General features: G+C 59.3%; 16 protein-coding genes and 2 pseudogenes. 11 read left to right on the top strand and 7 right to left on the bottom strand.

Annotation, left to right across the window (positions count from 1 at the left end; genetic code table 11):
• Positions 1-175: 175 nt before the first annotated feature.
• From ACTJJM_RS04865 to ACTJJM_RS04835, 7 genes and pseudogenes are all read left to right on the top strand, one after another.
• The gene (locus ACTJJM_RS04865) at positions 176-532 is read left to right on the top strand and encodes a hypothetical protein (RefSeq protein WP_440865193.1); all 357 of its coding nucleotides are present in this window, start codon (positions 176-178) and stop codon (positions 530-532) included.
• A 244-nt stretch (positions 533-776) separates the two neighbouring features.
• Positions 777-938, top strand: a pseudogene (locus ACTJJM_RS04860) (ATP-binding protein); the annotation flags it as partial.
• Positions 939-1285: 347 nt separating this feature from the next.
• Positions 1286-2629 carry a metallophosphoesterase gene (locus ACTJJM_RS04855; protein ID WP_440865192.1) on the top strand — a complete coding sequence of 448 codons (1344 nt, stop codon included), beginning with the start codon at positions 1286-1288 and terminating at the stop codon, positions 2627-2629.
• The gene (locus ACTJJM_RS04850) at positions 2626-3657 is read left to right on the top strand and encodes a GTPase-associated system all-helical protein GASH (RefSeq protein WP_440865191.1); all 1032 of its coding nucleotides are present in this window, start codon (positions 2626-2628) and stop codon (positions 3655-3657) included. The genes ACTJJM_RS04855 and ACTJJM_RS04850 overlap by 4 nt, the downstream gene beginning before the upstream one ends.
• 53 nt (positions 3658-3710) lie before the next feature.
• Positions 3711-4715 (top strand): TRAFAC clade GTPase domain-containing protein, encoded by a 1005-nt coding sequence (locus ACTJJM_RS04845; protein ID WP_440865190.1) that lies wholly within the window; start codon positions 3711-3713, stop codon positions 4713-4715.
• On the top strand, positions 4712-5560 hold the full coding sequence (locus ACTJJM_RS04840) for a hypothetical protein (RefSeq protein WP_440865189.1): 849 nt from the start codon (positions 4712-4714) through the stop codon (positions 5558-5560). Before ACTJJM_RS04845 ends, ACTJJM_RS04840 begins: the two co-directional genes overlap by 4 nt.
• A gap of 1 nt (position 5561) precedes the next feature.
• Positions 5562-8192 carry a GAP1-N1 domain-containing protein gene (locus ACTJJM_RS04835; protein WP_440865188.1) on the top strand — a complete coding sequence of 877 codons (2631 nt, stop codon included), beginning with the start codon at positions 5562-5564 and terminating at the stop codon, positions 8190-8192.
• A 476-nt stretch (positions 8193-8668) separates the two neighbouring features.
• On the opposite strand, the gene ACTJJM_RS04830 is transcribed toward ACTJJM_RS04835, so the two are convergent.
• The 3 genes and pseudogenes from ACTJJM_RS04830 to ACTJJM_RS04820 form a co-directional block, all read right to left on the bottom strand.
• On the bottom strand, positions 8669-8947 hold the full coding sequence (locus ACTJJM_RS04830) for a hypothetical protein (RefSeq protein WP_440865187.1): 279 nt from the start codon (positions 8945-8947) through the stop codon (positions 8669-8671).
• A gap of 100 nt (positions 8948-9047) precedes the next feature.
• Positions 9048-10820 (bottom strand): hypothetical protein, encoded by a 1773-nt coding sequence (locus tag ACTJJM_RS04825; protein ID WP_440865186.1) that lies wholly within the window; start codon positions 10818-10820, stop codon positions 9048-9050.
• A 384-nt stretch (positions 10821-11204) separates the two neighbouring features.
• A pseudogene (locus tag ACTJJM_RS04820) lies at positions 11205-11429 on the bottom strand (hypothetical protein); the annotation flags it as partial.
• Between the two features lie 708 nt (positions 11430-12137).
• Here ACTJJM_RS04820 and ACTJJM_RS04815 point away from each other — a divergent pair.
• From ACTJJM_RS04815 to ACTJJM_RS04800, 4 genes are all read left to right on the top strand, one after another.
• On the top strand, positions 12138-12923 hold the full coding sequence (locus tag ACTJJM_RS04815; RefSeq protein ID WP_440865185.1) for a hypothetical protein: 786 nt from the start codon (positions 12138-12140) through the stop codon (positions 12921-12923).
• Between the two features lie 481 nt (positions 12924-13404).
• Positions 13405-15867, top strand: coding sequence for a hypothetical protein (locus tag ACTJJM_RS04810; RefSeq protein ID WP_440865184.1), 2463 nt, complete (start codon positions 13405-13407; stop codon positions 15865-15867).
• A gap of 500 nt (positions 15868-16367) precedes the next feature.
• Entirely contained in the window at positions 16368-16922 is a 555-nt protein-coding gene (locus ACTJJM_RS04805) for a hypothetical protein (RefSeq protein ID WP_440865183.1), read from the top strand.
• A complete protein-coding gene (locus ACTJJM_RS04800; RefSeq protein WP_440865182.1) occupies positions 16919-17509 on the top strand; it encodes a hypothetical protein in 591 nt (196 codons plus the stop codon). Before ACTJJM_RS04805 ends, ACTJJM_RS04800 begins: the two co-directional genes overlap by 4 nt.
• Before the next feature lie 92 nt (positions 17510-17601).
• Here the strand turns inward: ACTJJM_RS04800 and ACTJJM_RS04795 are convergent, their stop codons facing one another.
• The 4 genes from ACTJJM_RS04795 to guaB all read right to left on the bottom strand — a co-directional run bounded on the left by ACTJJM_RS04795 (position 17602) and on the right by guaB (position 23099).
• Positions 17602-18822: a hypothetical protein gene (locus tag ACTJJM_RS04795; protein ID WP_440865181.1), complete on the bottom strand. Its 1221-nt coding sequence runs from the start codon at positions 18820-18822 to the stop codon at positions 17602-17604.
• 670 nt (positions 18823-19492) lie between these two features.
• Positions 19493-21058, bottom strand: a complete 1566-nt coding sequence (guaA, locus tag ACTJJM_RS04790; RefSeq protein ID WP_014646866.1) for a glutamine-hydrolyzing GMP synthase — start codon at positions 21056-21058, stop codon at positions 19493-19495.
• Positions 21055-21534 carry a hypothetical protein gene (locus tag ACTJJM_RS04785; protein WP_049410969.1) on the bottom strand — a complete coding sequence of 160 codons (480 nt, stop codon included), beginning with the start codon at positions 21532-21534 and terminating at the stop codon, positions 21055-21057. Before ACTJJM_RS04785 ends, guaA begins: the two co-directional genes overlap by 4 nt.
• Before the next feature lie 107 nt (positions 21535-21641).
• Positions 21642-23099: an IMP dehydrogenase gene (gene guaB / locus ACTJJM_RS04780; protein ID WP_005416248.1), complete on the bottom strand. Its 1458-nt coding sequence runs from the start codon at positions 23097-23099 to the stop codon at positions 21642-21644.
• Between the last annotated feature and the right edge of the window lie 421 nt (positions 23100-23520).

Genomic DNA, 23520 nt, shown 5'->3' with positions numbered 1-23520 from the left:
TCGGCACCGTCCTTAACCGGTGCCGGCGGGCAATCCGTCGGCCTGTATGGCGGGCGGTGCGTGGGGGCCCTCGGGCCCGCCGGTCTTATGACATCGCTTCTTCCGGTTTGCAGCCACGCATCGTCCGCCACCCTTCGCGGTGGCGCTGTTAAGCACAGCCACGGAAGCCGACGCCATGAACGAATCCGACACCTTCTCTTCGTACACCGTTGTTGAGCCCATCAACGACGACACTCCCCTGCCCGACCTGAACTCCCTCCTCGGCATCCTCAAGCGCATGCGCGGCTGCGAAGGGGCTGATGGGCATCCTTGGCCGGAAACCGATGTGTCACCTGGTCGTCGCGTGAGCTTGGCCAGGAGCGAGCGCGCGATGGTGGGAGCGCTGACGGTCTTGGAGCTGCTACACGCGGCAGACCGCTGCCGGGTGGCAGCGGACCCGGAGCGGCATTTGGATGAGGGGGTGGTGGATGGGTTGTTTTTGGCTTGCCGGGGGCTGGTTGAGTGGGCTTGTCAGCAAGTCAGGCCGGACTGACTTATGAGCGCACCCTTGGCGACGTAAATGCCATTCGTCGCCAAAGCGTCTGCTTTCGGCCAGAAGCGGACACCTTCATGGGACGCCAAGTCAAAATGAGCCTGCAAGAGCCGAGGCCCCTCCTTACCTCAGTGCGCCGTGCCCAAGTTGCTGGGCATGCCCTTGCGCAGCGCTGACAGATACCGGAAGTACTTGCCAACGAAGACCCCGGTGAACCCGCCGGATAGCATCAGATAGGCGGCGCTCCTCGCGCCTGCCCAGCCTGCTGCCGGATAGCGAAGAGATCGATGCCCTGCAGTTGGCGGCCATTACCTCGGTCAGCGGCGAAGGGCTGAATCCGAAGCGCTGGCAGCAGCAGCCGCTCCGGGCGCCGCACCACAGCGCGAGCGCGGCGCCCTTGGTGGGCTGTGAACTTGCAAAGAGGATGCAACTGCGCTGAAGAGGGTGCAACAATCGGACGAGAGGATCATAATTGGCGAGAAGATATGTTCAGTTAGGCATGAGGACTCGATCTCCCCTCGCCCGCGGGGCAGGCGCGGCGGGCGAGGCCCCAAAAAGGGTGCGCCCCAAGCGAAGTGCATCCGGATTCACGGCGGCGGTCGGGATTCGGGCACAGGAGTATCCCCAAAATCAGACTTGACCGACCTTTATTCGCTCTACAATTGCGCAGCCAATCGCTAAGAAATTCGCATCAGGAAGCAACAAAGGCGAGACAGCCGTCATTGCCTAACAATAGGGAAGCCAGGAGGGGCTGTGCCAGCAATATTCGTTCATCTTTCGGACATTCATTTCGGGCAGGAACGGCCTGGAGGACCGCGAAAAATCAATGAGGATGCTAGACAAGGGCTCATTGAGGATGCTGCATACGTGATATCCGGCCTGCCTGGAGGAGCAGCATCAGGAATTTTGGTAACTGGCGACATCGCCTACGCAGGCAAACACCATGAATATGAGGACGCAGGCAAATGGCTTGATGAGCTTGCCGCACGCGTTGGCTGCGCCCCTTCCGACATACAGATGGTTCCAGGGAATCATGATGTTGACCGCGATAAAATCGAAGGAGCAACAAAGTTCCTTCTGGACTCCATCCATCGGACGGGTGAAGCGGCCTTGGACGAGATATTGGCGGACCCAGCAGGTCGCGAGGCTCTGTATACCCGTTTTGAGCACTACCGACATTTTGCGGCTGCATATGAGTGCCCGTTAGATTGCGAGGGGCAAAGCAGCGCCGAGAGAAAGATTGAGCTAGCCCGGGGCCGATCCATCCGATTCGTCAGGCTCAACTCTGCGCTCACCTGCACCAAAGGCCGCGAGGAGAAAGGAGCACTTCTTCTCGGCAAGCAGCAGCGGGTGATGCGCGCTGCGCCAGGCGAAGAACTAGTTGTCCTAACGCATCATCCGCTGAGCTGGTGTGCCGACTCTCAGGACGCCAAAAACTTCCTTCGTGGTCGAGCTCGAATGTTCATCTCAGGACATGAACATCTTGCAGCCGTATCGGTCGAAGAGGTTGAAGACGGCTGTTCCTTGATGATGCTCGCTGCCGGTGCGACTACGCCCGACAGAGTTGAAGGCGATTACACCTACGCCTACAACGTTATTCAGTTCGACTGGGATGAGAACGCCGACGCACTCGCCGTTACTCTTCATCTTCGAGCCTGGAATGACGATCTAAAGCGCTTCGTCTCCAATCAAGATCGCCTTGAAAAGACGAAAGAAACGACTGTGCTTGGCTCTCCAAACTTTGCAAAAGCACCCCGACCTACTGCCCACCCAAGAGACGAGCCTGCTGAAGCGCCTCAACCAGTGGAGATCATTCGTCACACTGATAGCGAGGAGAGCGCATCGCCTCCCGCCGCCTCTGAAACCGAATACCGAAACCTTCACCTGAGGTTCTTCAGAGACATCTCAGAGGGTGATCGCCTACGAATTTTCGCAGACCTAGACGCGATTGTCGGAGATATGGACGACGGCTTCACCCATAGCTATCAAACCAGTTTGCTAAGAGAGCTCGTCATGAGCGAGAACAAGCTTGAAGTCCTTAGTTTGAAAGTAACCGAACTAGTTTCCGAGAAAGCAAAGTCACAGGGGGAAGAATGAACAAGCTTGCTGAGTATTCGTTGCTCTTTGGGGCCATCGTCAATGACGATTGGGTGGAGAAGAGAAGGAGAGCCGTTGCAGACATCGCCCAATGGATAGCCAAACTCTCGGCCCAAGAAGCAATTAGACACGCGTCAGACCTTGCCAACGCCTTGGGAAATGTGGAGAAGCTTCCCAGCACGACCTCCGCTCTAATCGCAGGGAAAATCCAGAAACATGCCGTTTCTTTCGTTGCATCTAGCGAAAGCGATGAACATCAGATTAAGGTTCTTTTCTCAGTTGCAGTGATGGACCTCATCGTTCAAGAGCTACCGACATCACAGTCGGAGGTTGCAGACCTCTTGGCCGCAGCGCTGTGGTCTGCGCTTTCGTACCAGCTCCCAATTGAAGAGAAAAAGTCAGAGAACGTAAGACGAGACCTATTGGAAGCCTGTCGCGCCCGGGCATTGAGCGCAGCAGATGCAGGTCGAGAACGTAGGGAGGTGCCAGCGATTGCAGCTGTCACCATTTCTCAAGACTCGCCCGCAGGACTCAAGGTCAATCAGGCCTTCAGGAAGGCCGTCGAACCAATGGTGGTCGCACTTGAACGCAACGCCGAACTGGATCGTGAAGAACTCGATTTCATGTGGTGGTTGCTCGCAAATCACAGCGATAGCCTTGACGCTTCGCTTGCCGCGCTTCCGCCCCTAACCAGAGCGCTGGCGTCGGGAATTGATGCCGCAAATAGACTGAAAAAACTCCCAGGACACGGTCATCGCCATATTGTCCTGAGAGATATTTCAAATGGAGAGTCCGTCGCCCTGCCCGAGCTTATGGCGGAAATTACCGATCACAGAGAAAAACTTGCGGCTGCTTTGCCGCCACCAGCACATGCGCCTGCAGTGTTCCCTCTACTGTATGCGATAGCCAATTGCTCGTCGGACGGCGTATTTAGCTCCCAAAGGCGCTCTCTGGCGGACTGGGGAGCTAGAGCATTGCTCGAAGGTAGCGTCGCACGATTGACCACTCCACACGTGACTCAAAAATGAAGATGGCACAGTGTTCTGCGCCGGAGTGCACTGTGGCGCAGACTAATCGTTGCATGAAGGGCTATCAATCGCCTGAGCTTTGCCCAGAATCGACAAGCTTCGCTGCCGAATCGCACGGCGCCGCAGGCCAATCTGTCGAAATACACAAACAGGAGGGCGCCGACAGCAACTTTCTTGAAGAGCTAACGACCACAGCTCCTGGCGACGCGGTATTGCCGGCTCCCACGGCGTCGGCTATCGCTCTGCCGAGAACGGGAACGCTAAGTATTGAGTCGGCAGGCAAGTTGATGCAGAAGCGTTATGTCAGCTTAGTCGCTATCCTTGGTCTCCCCGATGCAGGCAAGACTGCCTGCATTGCCAGCCTTTACCTGCTCCTGGCTCACCAACGACTGAGGGGATATAGCTACTCCGATAGCGAAACCCTGATGGCTCTGGACGAAATATCTCGCGGTGCGCGCAGCTGGAATGCCGGACAAGCACCAGAGCAAATGACCACCCGCACAGAGATAAGTGATGCCCGCCAAGCTGGATTCTTGCATCTTCGACTGAAGAGGAACCGCGACGGAAGGAAGTTTGACCTATTGATGCCAGACCTGCCCGGGGAATGGACCACATCTTTAATCAACAACTCCGAGATCGAGCGATTTGAATTTGTTAGATCGGCAGAAGTCGTTTGGATCATGGTGGACGGTAGACAGTTTGCCGATAGCAAGACCAGACAGCGTGCCGAGCACACTTTGACAAATCTCATTGAGCGGCTTTCCCCGCTCCTTTGTTCATCGCCACAAGTAGTTCTTGTCTCCACATGGCGCGACCAGCAAGCCTTCCCGCCAACATCGCTGCTCAGGATTCAAAAGACCGCACTCTCCTTTGGCTTGGAGCTAATATTGGCGCCGATCGCATCATTCTCGAATGATGGCGAGGTTGAGCCGGGCGAGGGCCTGTCAGAATTGATAGACACCACGCTTTCACGGATGGTTACCGCTCCAGATCCGTGGCCGGACGTTGCACCTTCCGCATCTGGTCGAGCTTTCGCCAACTACAGGAGGCAACTGTGAGCCATCGCTCTATTCTCTTGATCGGCGGTCCTGACTCCGGAAAGAGCAACTACGTCGGCCGCCTTTGGATCGCGCTTAAGGAGCGCCAAGGCAGGCTTCAGCGGATCGGTATGCCTAGCAACATCGAGTACGTAGATTCAATCTGCGAACAGCTATTGAAGGGCGAGTTCTCCGGAAGAACCGACCGCAGCTCTGATAGGCGCGAGTTCACCGCGGAACTAAAGGACGGTGATCAAGGCTCCCCTTTTCATCTCGTTGTTCCAGACTTCTCAGGCGAGCTATGGCAAGAGGCGATACGCGACAGTGAACTCCCCCAAGAGTGGCTGGAAGAGCTGGAGAAGGCATGTGGCGCTCTCATCTTCGTTCGGGTTCATTCGCCGTCAAATGTCCAGCCAATCAATTGGGTTGTGGCGCGCGGCCAGCTTGCGGGAAAGTATGGCGGCCAGAACAACGATACCGAAATTCCTACTCAGGTAGTTCTTTGCGAACTGTTGCGATTGCTTCAGCAGCGTCTCTCTGGATCTGGCAAGAAGCCCCGTGTCGCCGTGATGGTGACGGCATGGGACCTGCTGGATGAGGCGACGCGTTCAACTGGGCCGCAGGCATATCTCACGGCTCAGTTCCCGTTGTTCGCCGGAGCGATTGAAGGGTGTGAATCGCTTGACATGAGCGTCTACGGCGTATCTATCGTTGGTGGCGATCTAAGTGAGCCTGACTTCCAGAGAGAGTGCCTTGAAGCAGAGCTCTCTGAGATGGGAGGTGTTCATCGGATGGTAGGCGATCGCTGGGAGGAATCTCCAGACGTGACACTACCAGTTGCATGGGTTATCGGCGAGCAAGATTGAGATGAATGTAATTCTCGCTCAGCAACTGCATGGCTATCGGCAAGGCCACCAACTGCTATCCGCCGGCGTAAAGCTTGGAAAAATTGATCAGGCGTTGGTCGACCGCCTGTCGGACGTTGCCGGGCCGCTGCGGCCAGGTGAAAAGTTCCCGCCGTATCTCTCCCTATATCCTCTTCCCTCGATGATGTACTACGTAGTGGCGAGGACGTGGCAGGATTTAGAGGCCTCAAGAGCGGGTTGTGTCAGTACGCGGAGCATTTTCGTTCCTATGCAAGCGTGGGAACGAGGCGTGTGCCTCCAAGCATGTGTTGCACTACTGGACAGCCTCGGACCTAAGATCGTCGCGGAGCCAATGCAGCTACCAACTACTAGTGGTGGCATTGACACGGTTCAAGAGGCAAGCGCGACGGAACTCGTGGAAGCCATCTTCTTAGAGGACAGACAGCCCATCGCTGTCTTCGGATCCACAGCAGCAGAGGCCATTGCATGTCGACTACTGACAGCAGTTTGGCCAGCGCTTCGCCGTGAACTTGCCATCTCCACATTTGCCCTCTCACCTCGCACGCTAGGAGGGCGAAGCTTTGACATTGTTTTTTCGCCCAAGGATGCCAGGTCGAAATTCGGCGAATGGAGTGGAAGGAAGATCGATGCTACGCGATCTTCATCTCCCCGACATCGCTGGTCTATGAGCATTGCTCAACAGCTGTTCCAGAGCGTCGTTCCTTCTCTCATTAGCGCTCCGAGTCGAGAGCTGGGACCACAATTGGATATCTCACAGGAGGCCGACCTCAGGATCGCGTACCTCTGGACCGAACTTTTACAGAAGGTCGATCAAGCCCCTCACGCCATCCTTGGACTGTTGGATATCGTAAACAGCCGCCGCCCCAGAAGCGTCGAAGCCATACACGCCCTCGAGCCAAGGGTTGCAAGCTCGGCTGACCTAGCTGTTGCAGCGCTGGCTCCTGCCGACGCATGGCGATTCTTGCTAGCGCTAACCGACAAGTTGAGCGGTGTGCCCATAGGCCTGTCTGTATTACGCCGCATTCGCTCCGCTGCTCGCACGTTGGCAACCTCTTCGCCTGACGTCGCGCTGCGCAGCATCGACATGCTTGTAGAGTCTCACGCTCGCCCACTGCTTCTTGGTGCACTGGGTGACGGCATCTCGCTGAAAAGAGAAGCCTGGATTGCCCGAGAATTTGTGAGTGCGCCTCCCGCGGGTATTATCCAAGCGCTCGTCGGAAGCAAGGCGCTGGCTGCTTGGCTGGTCCCGGAGCAACCGAGTCTTTCCGAAGGGATCGCAGAGGGGCTGTCCACCGCATCGCCCCGACAGAAGCGAATGGCGAAGCACAGGCTTTTGCCGCTACTTACTAGTTCCGCCCACTTCGTCCCAGCGGCAATTCTGATTCGCAGCTTGGACGAGGGTGAGCTCTGTGCTGAGTTGCTCTGTCTCTATGAGGCAGGCAGTCTTAGCAATTTCCGGTATCGCCGGGCGCTCCAACGTCGCTCAAATGAGATTTCTGCGAAGAAGTCGCTTATGGACACTGCAGCGCGCTTACCCGCGACAGAGGAGGTCTACTCGCTCATCAGCGAGATGCTCACATCAAGCGCGGAGGATCTGCAGTGGGTCATCAGGCAGATCAGTCTATCAGCTGGGACCAGAATTCGGCTGGTGACTCACCTGGTCGACTTGGCGTCTGACACCGAATTGCGTGCCATGCTGGCGCTCCATGAAGATCTAATTGGAACTCTACGCATCCTTTGCGAGCTCCCCCAGCATGGCGCGAGCGGAGTAATTCGTATTCTAGGCACCACCCGACCACAGCCTGAATTCATAGCGCCGTGGTTGCTCCAGGTTCTTCCTTTCGCCTCGAGTCGGGAAGCCCACGCGTTAGCCGAGATGTCACTTGAGCACCTCCTTAGTGCAGTGACCAACGATTCGTGGGCACATTCAGTTCAAATGCTCTTCGACCATCTCGGCGCTAGGATTCAGGCAGCACGCATTGCTCGAGCCGCACTGCATCCGGATCTCGCTCCAGCGCTATTCGAGAGGAATGTAGCCATCATCGATTGCTGCGCTCCGTCATCCAGACAGAGAATTCTTGAAGAGATTGAGCTAATCGCGAGAACCATTAGCAAGCGCGAACTCACTGATTATTCGTATTCAACCGCGATGACGCTGGGGCGGCTCATTTGGGATTCGACAGCGCAGAGTTCTTCTGCTCAGCTGAGAGCTTCCGCCACACTTCTACCTGCTCTCCTAGCTTCAGAGCACGTCAATGCCGGGACGATGGTCTCGGCCACGTTCCCACCGGCTTACCAAGTTCTACGCCGATCTGAAGATGCATTTGGTTTGCTTAAGTTCTTTACAAGCCACGACTGGGGCAAGTGTCGCGATGCAAGAGAGGATCTAGTTTTGTCCTACCTCCGGTCAGAATGGAAACCTCTGGATTTCGCTATCACCGCGGCAAGGTCAAGTGATGTGAAGCGCATCTTTAAGGCATTGGTGCAGCGGCCGGGCGGGACTGATGCAATTCTCCGGATCCGATCGATTTCGAGCCAGCTGCCACAAACTTTGCAATGGGAGGTTGAAACGGCCATCTCCGATCTGGAACTCAAGGGGAAACTGAAGTAGTCCTTCACAAATATTCCGCGTTGGCTCAGCAGCAGCCTCAAAGCTGAATCGGAAGCTCCAGCCTCAAATTGCGCATTTCGCCACTACCAATCTGAGCTCCGAATGGGTTTCGAATTGAAATCTCAGGAAGAAAGGAGATTCGAACAGGGTGTTCGATGCCAAAGAACTGACAGTTGTCTGGGCCTGCCACGACTGCCGCAGGCCCAACCTCGGGCAATCCCTAACATCTGCGAAATCACCAGCGGCATGGTGACGGGGAACTCGACTGGCCAGAATCCAGAGTGGCAAGCTGACGGGTGGACCACGTGTAATCGCTAACGCCTCATCGGCTTGCCAGTTCGATACCTGGTGCATGACTGGGAAGCGGGCAACTGTACCTCGATCAGCAACGGTTGCATCTCCCCGACATCAAGCCATGCCAGCAGCGTTAGTACGCTCATGACTGTAGAGCACCGATATGAGCAAGCTCAAGCTACTTACGACGGATCACGATCGGGAACGCACAGCAGCGGAACCACGGTGTACTCATCTTCCCGGTACTGCATGTCTTGGGCAGCATCCTTCGCAGCTGCAGCTGTAGGCTCGAACGTTGTGTGGTCGATTCCCCCCAGAAGCCGCAAGGTATATCCGGTCGGTTTCTCGACTGCAGCAGCAAGGGCGTTGAGCACGATCGCAAGATTGGGGTCGGCGATCCCGGCTTGCAGTGCCTTTGCTGCAGCACGAAGGTCGGTGGAAAGCGCGGTTGATTTGTGCATCGTACATGCTCCTTGCTGGGCGGGTGAATGAGGGACTGAGTGGTGTTCACTCTGACGTAGCATCGGAATTAAGGAGAAACAGCTCTCCAACTGGCACCTTTCATTGATCGCGCAGTTTCCTTCTCGATAACTTTCGCTGAGCCCTGGTGGCACCAGTGGCAATCTTAGTCTCGAAGTCCATCATATGCTTCAGCAAGCGTGTCCACAGGCCTTCGACCAAGTGGGCCTCCGCCCTCACCATGCGCTCCTCACCTCGCAGATCTTCAATGTTGGCCGGGAGCTTTGTGGGCTGATGTCGCACGGTCAATGGGCCAAGCAACCATTGAGGAACTTGAGAGCTTCCACCCCAAGGGGCCTGTCCGTCGTACGGAAATTGATTAAGCCAACGCGAGATGTCAGTGCTGGACATACGTGAGCGTGATGTGTTCCGAACCTGGCAGAGAGGAAACTCGGCATCGTCTGCCCTGCGAAGAACTTCAACCAGATACGTGTATTGGTCGGCTACCTGAAGCTCAAGTATGAGGAAGTAGCGAGGTACAGGGCCAGCGGTCACGAATTGATCGACAGAGTTGTTAAACACCATCTCTGCTGTCCAACGCCAACCTGACGGGTGAGGGTTGTCCTGAACGTACTGGATTATTGCTTGGTAAGCGGCGCGACTTCGCTCGAAAAGCGCGGCGGGGTCCTCTGGAGGTTTGGCTGGCGCTGCCGGCGACTCGATGCCGACCGCTAAAATGGTCTTGTCTGGCTTGCCCTCCGTCACCAAAGACGCAGCCTCTATAACCACGGTTGGATCAGGCAGAACCAGAGATTGCCCGATCACTTTGGATGTAGGGCGCTCATCTATGCGTGTCGTCTCATTGACGTCTTCCGCGCTGTAGTCAACGAAGGTCATGCCATTCATCCGAGGCCCACGACGCCTGCGCCCACCAGCCTGCCCACTCACAAGAGGGAGAGGCTTGTCTGGATCAGGCAATGCAGGCCCATTCTGGGCTATGGTCGGCGGCAGGTTCTCTGTCGCTGGCTCGGCCGTTCGCTGACGAACCACCTCAAAGGTATCGTACGGAAGCGGTACGTGTGCCCCCATCAGATGAAGAAGTAGCCAGCGGGGCTTGCCGTTAACCGTCTTCAACGGCCTCATCCGGCATGACCATTTTGCCGGTACCGAATGAGGGGGGCGCGCCATGGGCAGGAATGTTGACCTGGGCTCCATTAGCTTCGCCCAGATGTTCATTGCATAGCGGCGTGCCTGTTGATCAAACAGCAGCCTGGAGAACTGCTTGGCAACTGGCACTGAGATGTGCTCAGGTAAGTGGTAGGTGACTGTCCTTTCCACACATGCGGTCCCAGGCAGCCATGGGACCTCCGTACCATAGTCTTTGGTGACATCAAGCATGCCAGCAAGGACGCTAGCCATGATCTCCCGATCAAAGAGGTACCAGGCCTGCAAGATTTGCCAGCCTGGTACCACCAGCTCAACACCCTCGACTGTATCGAAGACCCAGCAAGAGGAAAGAATTTGACGCTTGTAGAACGGATACTCGGCCTCGGTAAATGGCGGATTCTTCGTCATCTCAGCGTATCGCGCTGAGTCGGGTATGACCGTCAGGTGCTGAATCGGAAAATTCTTGTCGCTGTACCCTTGGAAACGCCCATTTCGCCAGGAAGCCTGGGAGGCGAGCAATGGCAACTCTTCGATCGGTCGTTCATCCACCACCCACGGTCTGTACGCCCGGTGATCAATCGGGTGCTTTAGGAAGATCGCCTCAACTCGAAGTGGTGATGCTGCCTGCGCATCACGGATGAGGCGTCCGAGCCACATCAGCCGATAGTCACCATCTTTGATCTTTTCAATGAAAACGGCTTGCGTCACTGCATCCTCGGCACTCTGATAGACCTGAACTTTCAGTCCCGCGGCCCCGCCGCGTCGTAGCCAGTATCATAACGTTGCCGTCTTAGCGCAAACGCGAGTGCCATCCCCCTCCAAACTGCATGTTCAACTGCGGCGCGCGTCAAGATTCCGACGCTCGGCGACCTGCCCAGCGCAGCTGCAGGTTCGCGACAGGGCGCTCAATCTTAATCAAGGCATTCTCTAACTATCTAGGATGGGAGACGCGAGCGCGCCCATCGAAATGACACCTGTAAACTCCTGCAGCTCTTGCTGCACCCACGAAAGAATCGGGCCAGCCAATCAAACTCCGGCGTATGACGTCAAGCATGTATCACCGTTCAGAGGCTCGGCATTGCTCTATCCCCATTCCCAAATTTTCGGCTCGTCTTGAACGATTTTGAAGAACAGGCCAGAGGTCCGGTTAAGCAGGTGGACCGTGTCAGGGTCATCGCCGAAAAGCTGGCGGTACTGTTGCCAAAGAACGTGAAGTTCCACGAGCTTTCGGTGCAGCTCATAGAAGCTCACCCCAAGCTCTTGTCCCATCGAGGAGATGTACTCGCTACGGACTTCATCCATGGACCGAGTGACCATTAGTGTGCGCCCCAACTATCTAATAGTCGGACCCGTGGGTCCGGCTATACGAAGTATCCACAAGGCACTGTATGGTGGACTTCCCCCTGATACAGCTCGATGCTAGGGCGACTGGGTCCGGCTAACAAGCCGGCGTAGAACCAGGCCTAGCACTAGCGGACACCACAAACAACAAGGGCGCCTCTCGGCGCCCTAGTTCTCCCAACTCATTCCCACTCGATCATCAACAGACCACGCAAGTCCGCGTGGCTAAAGGGTTTGGCTTTGATCGACAGAGGCCCTTACCGTCGCTTTTACCGTCAGAAGCGCAAGACCTTTGCTGACGCGGGCTTGCGGGGCATCGGCCTACCATCAATCAGGGCCTAGGATAGCGCAGTCGGCCGCGCTGCGAGCGCGTCGGCTTGCTCGGCAGACCTCCTCGCATCTGCCTTCTGGGCCGCGGTATGCCCTGGAGGGAATGCGTGGCAACATGACTACCCTCCTAGAGCCGGTGCCGTCGGCCAAGTCATCTCGCGCCAGTTCGACGCGACCTGCCCGCCACCGGTTCGTGGCCCTGCAGCGCTGGACATCAAACACCTGCGAGACGCACCTCTGGCCGGAGCCAATCTTCCACGGCATTCTTACCGCGATGCTGACACCTCTTGCAACAATGGAAGGCTGGACTCGAATGATCGCAATTGGGTACACCGCGCACGAAAGGAATTGACAATGCGGACGCAACAACGGCTGCCGCTGGCTCGTGCCAGCGACATTCATGAGCTTCGGCGGCTCATCTCGCAACTGAACATCGAAGTACCCCTACGCACAGAGGGACGACGGTCCGAGCATGTGGAACGCTACGCCATCGTCCATTTGCTGCTCTCGATCCCTGCGTCACGCTTTCAGTTTCCTCTCTTAGTCGATCACGGCGACCGTCCGGACTTCCTCATCACTGATGGGCAAAAACGCATCGCCATCGAACATGTCGAAGCCATAACGACCAATGAGGCGAAGAAGTCGGCGCTTCGCGAGCAGGGCGATGACAGCCGCGGACATTTTGTTTCGCACGCCACCCCGGGCGAAGGGGAAAGATCGACCAAGCGCCTCTTGAAGGAGATCGAAGCTGACGAACCTGGCGATGGATGGGTCGGTGACAGCCCCGAGCGAGAGTGGGCCGACGCGATGGCCTACTTCGCCCTTGGCAAGGCCGGGTCGGTCACCCTTCCCGGTTATGACAGAGGTGATGAAACCTGGCTCCTGATCTACGACAACTGGCCTGTTCCTCACGTCGTCCCCGATACCGCCGCCCGATACTTCCTAACGGATTCACGGCTGCCAGCCATCTTTGCCGTGTTCGGTCGTGTCTACGTCCTGAACGGAGTCCGGATGTGGGAGTTCACTGCGGACCACTATGAACATCACCTGCGGCACCGCCCAACGAACATGGCAGCACTCGATAGACGCGTCCTCCCCTGCCCTACGAACGCCAGGATGGCAGCAGGCGAATCCATCTGATCATCCGATAGCACTTATCTCACGGGATGCGTCCGCAGCGAATCACCCTGGCTCTATAGTGGCGACGCACCTTGGTTCCGACAGGGTGCAATCGCCCGGCGAGGTTTCATGTACCTCGCCGGGCGAGCTCTTTGGGACTTGGGCATCCCTCCTAGGACACTTGATCGCTGCGTCCCTCGAACAAACCCGCGTACTCGATACACCCCCACCCGAGCCGATGGGTCCGTCGGCCAGTACAGGGTAGCCGTTGATAGGGATTTCAACCGGGTCGGCTCGCCGATCAGTCGAGACTCGCCCGAAGGACCCAGGGTCTGGTGTCCTTGAAGCCGCAGGGGCCAGCGTTCCCGCTTTCAAAGGAAGAAGCGCACTCTAGCCAGGCGGTCGCGACGGCCTCACTCGGCATGTATTGTGGTTGCTGCATGAGTCGGGGGTCTCTGCCCTCTGGCTCAAGCAATTGACCAACAGGACAGACGAGCCGCCGATGCCCCAACGCCCGCCACCGTCAAGTGCTTCTCCCACGTTGGGAGAGGTGCTCTCTGCACGATCAGCCAATGCCGCGCCACCCGCGCATTGGAGCGAAGCCGATCGCGCCCTGTTTTCGAAGGACTATGCCGCGGCGGCTTCAAGCTATGCGGCCCTGGCCGATTCCAGTCCGACTGAGCGAGCCAAGCATGGCTTCTGTCTCGGCATGCAGGACGACGATGCCGGCGCCGAAGCGTTGTTGAGCGAGGCCAACGTCGGAACGCATCCAGAGGCCCTGGCCATGCTGGCCTGGGTCTTGGGCGGCTCTTCTGGGCAGCGGATACGCGGGGGACTCGGAAATACCGACGTGGCGCAACGCGTGGCCGCACGTCGGGCGCGAGTCGAGGCGCTGCTCACCGCAGCGCTCGCGCCAGAGCGCCCCCCAATGTTTGCCTTCAACGCGTTCTTCCAAGTGATCGGTACCTACGCGGAGACGGTGGTGCCGGAGGCTGCTCGTGCCCGCGAGTTGTACCCCAATTGGGCACTGCCGCACGCGATCGTTGGGACCAAGCAGCGCCTAGCCGGAAAATTCGACCCCAAACTCCTAGACGACCTGATTCGTACGCTTCCGGGAGCACGCCAGGAGAAGGTCTTCCATGAGGCCTATGTCCATGCGATGCACCTGGCGCAGTGGGGGGACGTAGCGCGTGTGATGGAAAAGCTCGAACAATTGGTGGGCCGCGATACGCAGATCGATGATCGCAACCGCGCCTCCCTTGCAGAGATGCGCGCAATGATGGCCCTGCATCGAGCGCGTACTGGCGAGACAGACGCCTACGAGACTGTCTTGAATCAGCTTGCCGCGTTCTTACCTGGAGTCTCGCCGACGACCGACGGCCATGACCCTACCGTAGTTGCGAAGTTTCTCCTGCAGGTAGCGCTGGAGACGGGTCAGCAGGATCGACTTCGTGATGCCGCCGCGACGCTAGTCTCGCTTGCCTGGGACAGGCACGGTGAAAGCGGCGAGGACCTCGATTGCTGGAGTCCCTGGATTTCTGCGCCCGGTCTCGACGGCGTTTTGCGGTTCGGGCACTTCGGCTTCGACTTTGTCCGGCGCTGGCACGAGATTGAGGCCCACCTGGACGGCCCTGTGCGCGAACACTGGCGACTGCTGTTGGCCGCAGACGCGACGCTACATCTCGAGCCTGACCCCGAGCAGATCGAGTACCTGCGCGCGACTCCCGCGCACGGATTGCCATGGTGGATCAGTCGAGCTATCTACCTGGCACATGCAGCCCACTCGGATGACCTGACCGGAGCTGGGGCAGTGCTCGCCGAACTCGCGGAAAGGGCCGCTGACGTCCCGCCAGCCGAAGACGATCGATACACCACGCCCTTGGAATCGCTCTACATCGATGTCGAAAGCCTCGAAGACCCGATAGCCCTCTTTAACGGAGCACTGGGCTGGCTGCGTGCGACACCAGGCGCAACAGGCCAGATGCTCTTGGAACAATGGGGGGCGGACCTTGCGGAGATTGACGGCGGTAGGACTGTTCTAGCCAGCATCGCCACACTCTCGCTGTCGCGTGCCGATTCACCCATCGCACGTCAGATGAAGGACCTTGCCGAGATTCCGGATACGCCCGAGGGAAAGCTGGCAGCAGTACTGGCAGGCTATCCACAACCGGAATCCACGCGCATTCGTCCTGAGGAGCTGACTCTGCTTGAAGCGGCGACCCTGATCGCCCTATTGCGCGCGAGTCCGCTCGATCACGTCCGCTGGACGCTGGCACCTCTGGCTGAATCTGGTCAGAGGTTCGAACCGACCAACAAGTTCATTGGGACGTTCTTTGGTTTGATGAAGAAAGGGGTACTCGCCCTGGACGCATCGACGCCTGCTGGCGTCATGGGTTTCGACGAGAGCGGTCGCCTGACCGCATACCTGACACGCGTGGTGTGGCGAATCTCCCCGAACACTCTCGCATTGCAGCGTGGTATCCGCGACCTGCCTCAAGCGCAGTGGCCAGAAGCATGGCGCGACCACGCTGCCGTCCTCGCTCGCGATCTCGGTGTCGAGGAGATGGTGACATACCTTGAACATGTCCTCACCGACCGCGACTTGCCGTCCCCGAACATGGACGATGCTCGCAGCCTGTTCCGCATGCAGCTGGAGCATCTATCCCTTGCACAGTGCTACTACCTGGCGCACAAGACGATGCGGGAGGCGCTGGACTATCAAGCGCGCTATCGGCCTGGACGTGCACAGCTGGAAACCCGAATAATCAATCTGCTGCGCGGCAATGGCGAACGTGCAATCGCGCTCCGCTGGGACACGCGCTATGACCGCATTCGCGAGCTGCCATCGTCACTACTGTCGGAAGCCCTACACGATGTCCTCACCCGTTGGGGACTTGCTGCCTTCAACGAGCCGGTGATGACACTAGCGCTTGGTAATACCGAGATCCCTCCGATACGCCACTGACCGAGTCTTGCATTTGACCCAAGCGACATATCGCTGGTCCTTCGCCGCGCTATCGGAATACGCGCTCTGGGAGCTCCGCCGTAGGCGGGGGGGCTATCGAGCCGCTTGCCTCTTGCACAGCAAAGTCGCGTCACTGGCGCTCCGCTAGACACCGGATCGTCAATCGCGGAGGAGGAACACAGGCGTGCCTCGTTCAAGGACACCTCCAGCTCTATCGATCACTAGATCCACACACTATTCTGAGCCGTACGCTTGCCCAGGCGTCGCCCATACTTCAGCTGATAGAGCCCCCACAAAACCCCCTGATAAACAAGGTCGGCAAGGCGACGATGCATCTTAACGACGTCAAAGTGGGCACCATTCCCGGCTTTCCCACCTTCTTCTGGCTGTTGCCTGGCAATGAACTTCTCGCGACCCTACGCATCGACAGCCCGGTCACCGCACAGGGCCCCTTCCAGGCCTACTGCGAATAGTTCCTGACCACGCAGTCCACACAGGCGGTGCAACTGCCGCCCGATCCCGCAGATCCTGACGCAATTACCGTCTTTGGATATCGCAAGGTCAAAACGGACGAGCCAAGCTCTCAGTTCCATCCCCGTTTCAGAACCGCTCTCTACAGCAAACCGGGTATCAACGATATCATCGTCAAGCGCTACGATGATATTCGAAAGGTCCATCGGCGGACCACGATCGAGTTCAAGACGGTCGAGCAGCGCAGCGTTTGGCAAAAGGGACTTGGCCTCATGGGGATGGGTGCCCCCAAGCAGGCGCCGCGAACGGCAAAGGTCAATTCCAGTTTGAGCATGCGGCTGACAAAGAAGGAGGTTCAGGAGCTTGTCGATAATTGGGGACAGCGAGCCCAAGACCTGGATTGGGACGACTACGGTTTCCAGTTCAAAGGCGAGAGCCGAGTGAACTGGCTCAGCGGGGCGACGGCGCGCGGCGAGGTCCGCCTGGACGGCATCCGTAGCCAGGATGGATCCATCAACACGAAGACGCTCTTGGAGAAGCTCATGAGGCGGCGCACAGCTCTACTGAAAGAACTCCTCGAATGAGAATCATCCTGTGCGGGGCAGCTGTTGGACTGACCGCCCTGCTGCTGGGCGGCGCGATGTGGTACGGCCGATGGATTCCGTTTGCCCAGCAATGGCCGCTCTTTGAGGCACTGCGAACGACCGCGGCCATCATCTTCGCGGTCGTTGGCGCTTGGCTAGCCATTGTTTACCCAGACCGCTTGCGGCTTTCGTTGGGAGAAAGCAAGAAGGCTGGCGAAGAAAGCGGTGAACGTTTTCGCAAGCTGTTCACCCCGATCGCCCACTCGACAATGATCCTCGGCATAGTTCTCGTCGCCGGCATCATCGTGCCCATGGCCCGGCAGGTCCCACTGGTGCTGAGGCATGTGGAGGCATCAAGAACGATCTCTTTCGTCATTCTGGTCGCCCTGACGCTATGGCAGGTGTGGACGGTGATCTTGACGCTGGTGCTTACGGACATGATCAAGTCCCAGGCGGACCGCGAGTTCGCGCAGACCACCTCCATGTCAGCTTTGCGAGGATTGGCCAGTACCGAAACGCCTATCGACACAGACGACGACACAGACCCCTCTCCCTCGTTCGGAAAGGACTCCGATCACCCTGCCTGATCACTGCCGCGCCGCGGACGCCGGTCGTCGATTCCACTGCCCAAGGCCTTTCTAACTCCCGACAAGAATCGTCAGGAATGGACCTGGCCGGATCATCCTGGCGGCCTCAACAAATCGACGAACAAGACCTGCATTCCGCCGTTGTACCCATCATCCGAGTCCGACTCGCTCATCTCGGGAGGCTCGCCTCCATCGTTGTTTTGCTCGGACGCGAGCATCTCTTCCGGCCATGACGACGTCTCCAGGCCATCGAACATTCGCAGTGATTCTCGAGCCTCTTGTTCTGGAAGGCCCGCGATCGCCCATTGGCCGCTGAACGAGGACTGAGCCCCAGAGAGCCATCCCACGGGCCTGTAGTCCGGGAACCCGAACCCGGAGTCCAACCAGCGCACGCTCGATGCCTCTTGGGCCATCAACTGACTGAACTGAAGAACAGAGCCGGAGGGGTTGCCTGACGACTTAGCGTGACCCGAAACCCCTCCTACGGAACGCGTCATCAGCGCGGTATACAAGCGGTGCCATTGAGGGTAGACCGACGGATCCAGCGGTGCGCCTGGAGCAAAGGTGCGGCACGCGCTTGCATGGCCTGGATGGCGCCAGGCCACCTGTTGCCCAGAGATGATGCCAAGCAGGCAGGCCGTGTAGGACGCCAGCAACGGACTGGCGCCGCCCCCAGCCCTCAACCACTGTTCTGCCCAACTTCCCGCTGGAGCAGACGGCGTTCCCAACCATCGAGCCGACACCGGGCTGAAATGATTGCGAGCGGCCGAGCTTGCATCCTTCACGTCGCTATCGAAATCCAAAAACGTCCAGGGCACCACGCCCGGACATGGCCAAGGCGACACGCCGGCAGGCGTCTTCCCAATCGCAAACTCGTTCGCCAGCGCAATATTGCTAGCAATGAGCCGACGGGTTTTCCCATCGCCTTCCAGCAATGAAAAGTCAGGCATGCGATGCAGCAGGTCCAGTTCATGGAGACTGCTGCTGCCGACGTATGAATCGAGGAGATGCATCGTCCGCTTTGCCTGCAGAAGCCACATCCATTGCGCGACCTTTCCCCCCATGGGCTGTCGCACTACCACCGCAAGGTCGGCGAGCTCACGACGGCTCACCAAATGTCCAGCCGAATCTTTCCACGTCACCCAAGCATTCTTGTCCAACCAGATGGACATAAGGCGAACGGGAATCCCCGTGGAAATCGTCAGATCAGCGGCAAGGCTACTCAATGCCCGCCCCTGGTGCAGGCCGCGGACAAAGTCCAGCTCCCAGTTTTTGTAGCGACGCCCCTTCTCCCGCGCAACCTTGCGCCCCATTCGCCAAATTTCCCTGTCCACGGCTCTGCCACTCCTTATATTGGCTCACTGCCGCCATGCTCCGCTCCTGATAGGCGTGGCGGACGACTGCATGACTATAGATGACCAGAGCCAAAATTGATCATCAGGGCACATTTCCAGTAGGCGATGTCCGGACGGTTCACTACAACGGCGCGGGGGCGCAGGCGAACCTTCAAGTCACTGTCAGATCCACGCCGCCTGAGATCACACGCACGGAAAGCTACTCCGGCACTGCCTACCTGCAGGGCCCGCATGACCGCTGTTGGCATCCCCATAGAAAAGCTCGCCCGGCAGGCCCTCCCACAGGGCTCTACCGGGCCAAAGGGCGACCCTGGAGATCAACAGGGCCAGCACCTGACGGCAGGATATAGACGCCCAAGGTCAACTGGAGTCAAACAGGCATCACATCCTGCGATAAGTGCCATCGCCCGTGCACCAACCCGTCGGATAGAGCTCCGCCCCCGCACCGCAGGTTGACTCCCCGGTAAAAAGCCATCAAGGACCGCATCCATGTCGGCCCTGACAGCGCGAGCGGACTCCACGCAGGATTGCGCCTTGTCCATCGGACTTATCAGAGGGTCAAATCCCAACTTCGTTGGCACCTACATATGAGAAAAAGGACGCCTCTCGGCGCCCTCGTTCGTTCAACTCACTCCCACTCAATAGTAGCCGGCGGCTTCCCCGAGATGTCATAAACAACCCGCGACACCCCCCGCAACTCATTGATGATCCGGTTGCTCACCGTCCCCAGGAACTCATACGGCAGATGCGCCCAATGCGCGGTCATGAAATCAATCGTCTCCACGGCACGCAGTGCAATCACCCACTCATAAGCGCGCGCATCGCCCACCACACCCACCGACTTCACCGGCAAGAACACAGCAAACGCCTGGCTGGTCTTGTCGTACAGATCCGCCTTGCGCAGCTCATCAATGAAGATGGCATCGGCCTTGGCCAGCAGTTCGGCGTATTCGCGCTTCACTTCGCCCAGAATGCGCACGCCCAGGCCCGGGCCCGGGAACGGATGGCGGTAGACCATGGTGCGCGGCAGGCCCAGTTCAACGCCCAGGCGGCGCACTTCGTCCTTGAACAGCTCGCGCAGCGGCTCCACCAGGCCCAGCTTCATGTGCTCCGGCAGGCCGCCCACGTTGTGGTGGCTCTTGATCACATGCGCCTTGCCGGTCTTGCTGCCGGCCGACTCGATCACATCCGGGTAGATGGTGCCCTGCGCCAACCACTTGGCGTTGCTCAGCTTGTTCGACTCTTCGTCGAAGATCTCAACGAACAGGTTGCCGATGATCTTGCGCTTGGCTTCCGGGTCGCTCACGCCTTCCAGCGCGGCGAAGTAACGGTCGGCGGCATTCACGCGCACGACCTTTACGCCCATGTGCTCGGCGAACATCGCCATCACCTGGTCGCCTTCCTGCCAGCGCAGCAGGCCGGTATCCACGAACACGCAGGTCAGCTTCTCGCCGATGGCCTTGTGCAGCAGCGCAGCCACAACCGACGAATCAACGCCGCCGGACAGGCCCAGGATCACTTCGTCATCACCCACCTGCTCGCGCACGCGGGCGATCTGGTCGTCGATGATGTTGGCGGCGGTCCACAGGGTCTGGCAGCCGCACACATCCACCACGAAGCGGCGCAGCAGCGCCTGGCCCTGCAGGGTGTGGGTCACTTCCGGGTGGAACTGCACGCCGTACCAGCGCTTTTCTTCGTTGGCCATGGCAGCCACCGGAATGCGGTCGGTGGTGGCGGTGATGGTGAAGCCCGGCGGTGCAACGGAGACGTGGTCGCCGTGGCTCATCCAGACATTCAGCTTCGGCTCGCCGCCGTGGTCGCTCAGGCCCTTGAACAGCGCATCCGGGTTGATCACGTTCACTTCGGCGTGGCCGAATTCGCGCTGATCCGCCGCTTCGGTGGCACCGCCCAGCTGCGCGGCCAGGGTCTGCATGCCGTAGCAGATGCCGAAGATCGGCAGGCCGCTGTCGAACACTTCCTGCGGCGCGGCCGGGGCGCCCGGCAGCGTGGTCGATTCCGGGCCACCGGACAGGATGATGCCCTTGGCGCCGAACGCCGCGATCTCGGCCGGGTTGTGGTCCCACGCCCAGATTTCGCAGTAGACGCCCAGCTCGCGGATGCGGCGGGCGATCAGCTGCGTGTACTGCGCGCCGAAATCGAGGATGAGGATCTTGTCGTTATGGATGTTGGTCATGGTGCCGTTCCAGTGGTGTTTTTCGCAGTGCCCGGCGCTTCAAGGCTCTGCGTCAGCGTGGCGATGAACGCCTCGCGTTGTTGAATATGTGAGGGGTCTTCCTCATCCCAGCGCAGCATCAGCAGGCCGTGCGGTGCGTTGGGGTTGGCGCGGTCGGCGCGCGGCAGCTCGGCGATTTCCTGCACTTCGGTGCCGGGCACGATGCGCCGTTGCAGCGTGTGCATCGGGTAACCGGAATCCACGGCGTTGCCCCAGAACGCGGACTGCACGCTCATCCGTTTCGGCTCCAGGGGCCCTAGCTCGACGGTGACCACAGGATCTTCAAGCCTCTCACTCAGATCGGTAACGCACCGCAGGATCACCTGCAGCGGGCGCTCGCCGGTGCCTTTCAGCAGCCAGCGCTGCTCGCCTGCGGCCTGCACCTGCCAGCCCTTCGGCAGCGAGAACGCGTTCTGGCACGCCTGCACGTCCTTCACTTGCGAAACCGCCGCGCCCGGAAACCCGGAGCGCGGCGGCGGTTCGGACAACGAACAGCCTGCCATCAGCAGGCTGCCCGTGATCGCAAGAGCAGTTCGCAAGCGCATCAGGCGCGGTAGTTCGGCGGCTCTTTGGTGATCGTCACGTCGTGGACGTGGCTCTCACGCTGGCCGGCGCCGCTGATCTTCACGAACTTGGGCTTGCTGCGCATGTCTTCGATGGTGGCGCAGCCCACGTAGCCCATGGTGGCGCGCAGGCCGCCCATCAGCTGGTGGATGATGCCGCCCACCGGGCCGCGGTACGGCACGCGGCCTTCGATGCCTTCCGGCACCAGCTTGTCGGCGGTGGCAGCGTCCTGGAAGTAGCGGTCCTTCGACCCCTTCTCCATGGCAGCCAGCGAACCCATGCCGCGGTAGCTCTTGTACGAGCGGCCCTGGTACAGCTCGGTCTCGCCCGGCGATTCCTCGGTACCGGCCAGCAGGCCGCCGACCATGATGGTCGAGGCACCGGCGGCCAGCGCCTTGCCGATGTCGCCCGAGTAGCGGATGCCACCGTCGGCGATCAGCGGGATGCGGTCCTGCAGCGCTTCGGCCACCAGATCAATGGCGGTGACCTGCGGCACGCCGACGCCGGCGACGACGCGGGTGGTGCAGATCGAGCCCGGGCCGATGCCGACCTTCACTGCGTCCGCGCCGCTGTCCAGCAGCGCCAGTGCGGCTTCGCCGGTGCAGATGTTGCCACCGATGACCTGCACGTTCGGGAAGTTCTTCTTGACCCAGCTGACGCGGTCCAGCACGCCCTGCGAGTGGCCGTGCGCGGTATCGACCACGATCACGTCCACGCCGGCGGCGACCAGCGCTTCCACGCGGCGATCGGTATCGCCACCCACGCCGACGGCCGCGCCGACCAGCAGGCGGGTCGACAGATCCTTGGCAGCGTTGGGGAAGTCGGTGTTCTTCTGGATGTCCTTGACGGTGATCAGGCCACGCAGTTCGAACGAGTCATTGACCACCAGCACCTTCTCGATGCGGTTGCGGTGCAGCAGCTGCAGCACTTCATCAGACGCGGCGCCTTCCTTGACCGTGATCAGGCGATCCTTCTTGGTCATGATGTGGCGGACCGGATCGTCCAGCTCGGTCTCGAAGCGCATGTCGCGGTGGGTCACGATGCCGGCCAGCTGGCCGTCGCTGCCCACCACCGGCACGCCGGAGATGTTGTGCGCCTGGGTCAGGGCCAGCACGTCGCGGATGGTGGTTTCCGGGCCGACGGTGATCGGGTCGCGGATGACACCGGCCTCGAACTTCTTGACCTTGGCCACTTCCGCGGCCTGCTGTTCCAGGCTGAGATTCTTGTGGATGATGCCCATGCCGCCGAGCTGGGCCATGGCGATGGCCAGGCGGGCTTCGGTGACGGTATCCATGGCAGCGGACAGGATCGGAAGCTTCAGCTTCAGGTCTCGGGTCAACCGCGTTTCGAGGTTGACGTCCTTGGGCAGGATGGTCGAATGGGCGGGGACGAGCGAGACGTCGTCGTAAGTGAGTGCTTCAGCCTGGATGCGCAGCATCGGCATACCCGAGATGTGGGGAAGCGCGACATTTTACCCTGTTTTCGCGCCGCGTGGCAGGGGGTAGATGCGACGCAGTGTCGCGCGGGCGGTGATTGGTTCAGGGGGCGGTGAAACCTGCCTCGGTGGGTGCGGACCGTTGGTCCGCACTACCTTCATACACCTGTGCACCGGCATTGTGCCGACCAACGGTCGGCACCCACCTTGACCTTGAGAGGATCACCTGGGCCAGCCCTGGGGCATCTTTGGTAGGTGCGGACCGTTGGTCCGCACTAGCCTTCAGACACCTGTGCGCCAGCATTGTGCCGACCAACGGTCGGCACCCACCAGGAGCACATCTCGAGCACATCTCGCGAGCCGACCCAAGGGCCAGATCCAGCCGCTTCAGGTGGGTGCGGACCGTTGGTCCGCACTATCCCTC

This window comes from Stenotrophomonas sp. 22692 (assembly GCF_052045015.1).
Classification (GTDB): domain Bacteria; phylum Pseudomonadota; class Gammaproteobacteria; order Xanthomonadales; family Xanthomonadaceae; genus Stenotrophomonas; species Stenotrophomonas geniculata.
This window is presented reverse-complemented; position numbering and strand designations above follow the sequence as displayed.

Coding starts and splice junctions, on each gene's coding strand:
- ACTJJM_RS04800 (WP_440865182.1), top strand. CDS start 16,919: ATGAGAATCATCCTGTGCGGGGCAGCTGTTGGACTGACCGCCCTGCTG.
- ACTJJM_RS04815 (WP_440865185.1), top strand. CDS start 12,138: ATGCGGACGCAACAACGGCTGCCGCTGGCTCGTGCCAGCGACATTCAT.
- ACTJJM_RS04845 (WP_440865190.1), top strand. CDS start 3,711: ATGAAGGGCTATCAATCGCCTGAGCTTTGCCCAGAATCGACAAGCTTC.
- ACTJJM_RS04830 (WP_440865187.1), bottom strand. CDS start 8,947: ATGCACAAATCAACCGCGCTTTCCACCGACCTTCGTGCTGCAGCAAAG.
- ACTJJM_RS04835 (WP_440865188.1), top strand. CDS start 5,562: ATGAATGTAATTCTCGCTCAGCAACTGCATGGCTATCGGCAAGGCCAC.
- guaA (WP_014646866.1), bottom strand. CDS start 21,058: ATGACCAACATCCATAACGACAAGATCCTCATCCTCGATTTCGGCGCG.
- ACTJJM_RS04850 (WP_440865191.1), top strand. CDS start 2,626: ATGAACAAGCTTGCTGAGTATTCGTTGCTCTTTGGGGCCATCGTCAAT.
- ACTJJM_RS04810 (WP_440865184.1), top strand. CDS start 13,405: ATGCCCCAACGCCCGCCACCGTCAAGTGCTTCTCCCACGTTGGGAGAG.
- ACTJJM_RS04795 (WP_440865181.1), bottom strand. CDS start 18,822: ATGGGGCGCAAGGTTGCGCGGGAGAAGGGGCGTCGCTACAAAAACTGG.
- guaB (WP_005416248.1), bottom strand. CDS start 23,099: ATGCTGCGCATCCAGGCTGAAGCACTCACTTACGACGACGTCTCGCTC.
- ACTJJM_RS04865 (WP_440865193.1), top strand. CDS start 176: ATGAACGAATCCGACACCTTCTCTTCGTACACCGTTGTTGAGCCCATC.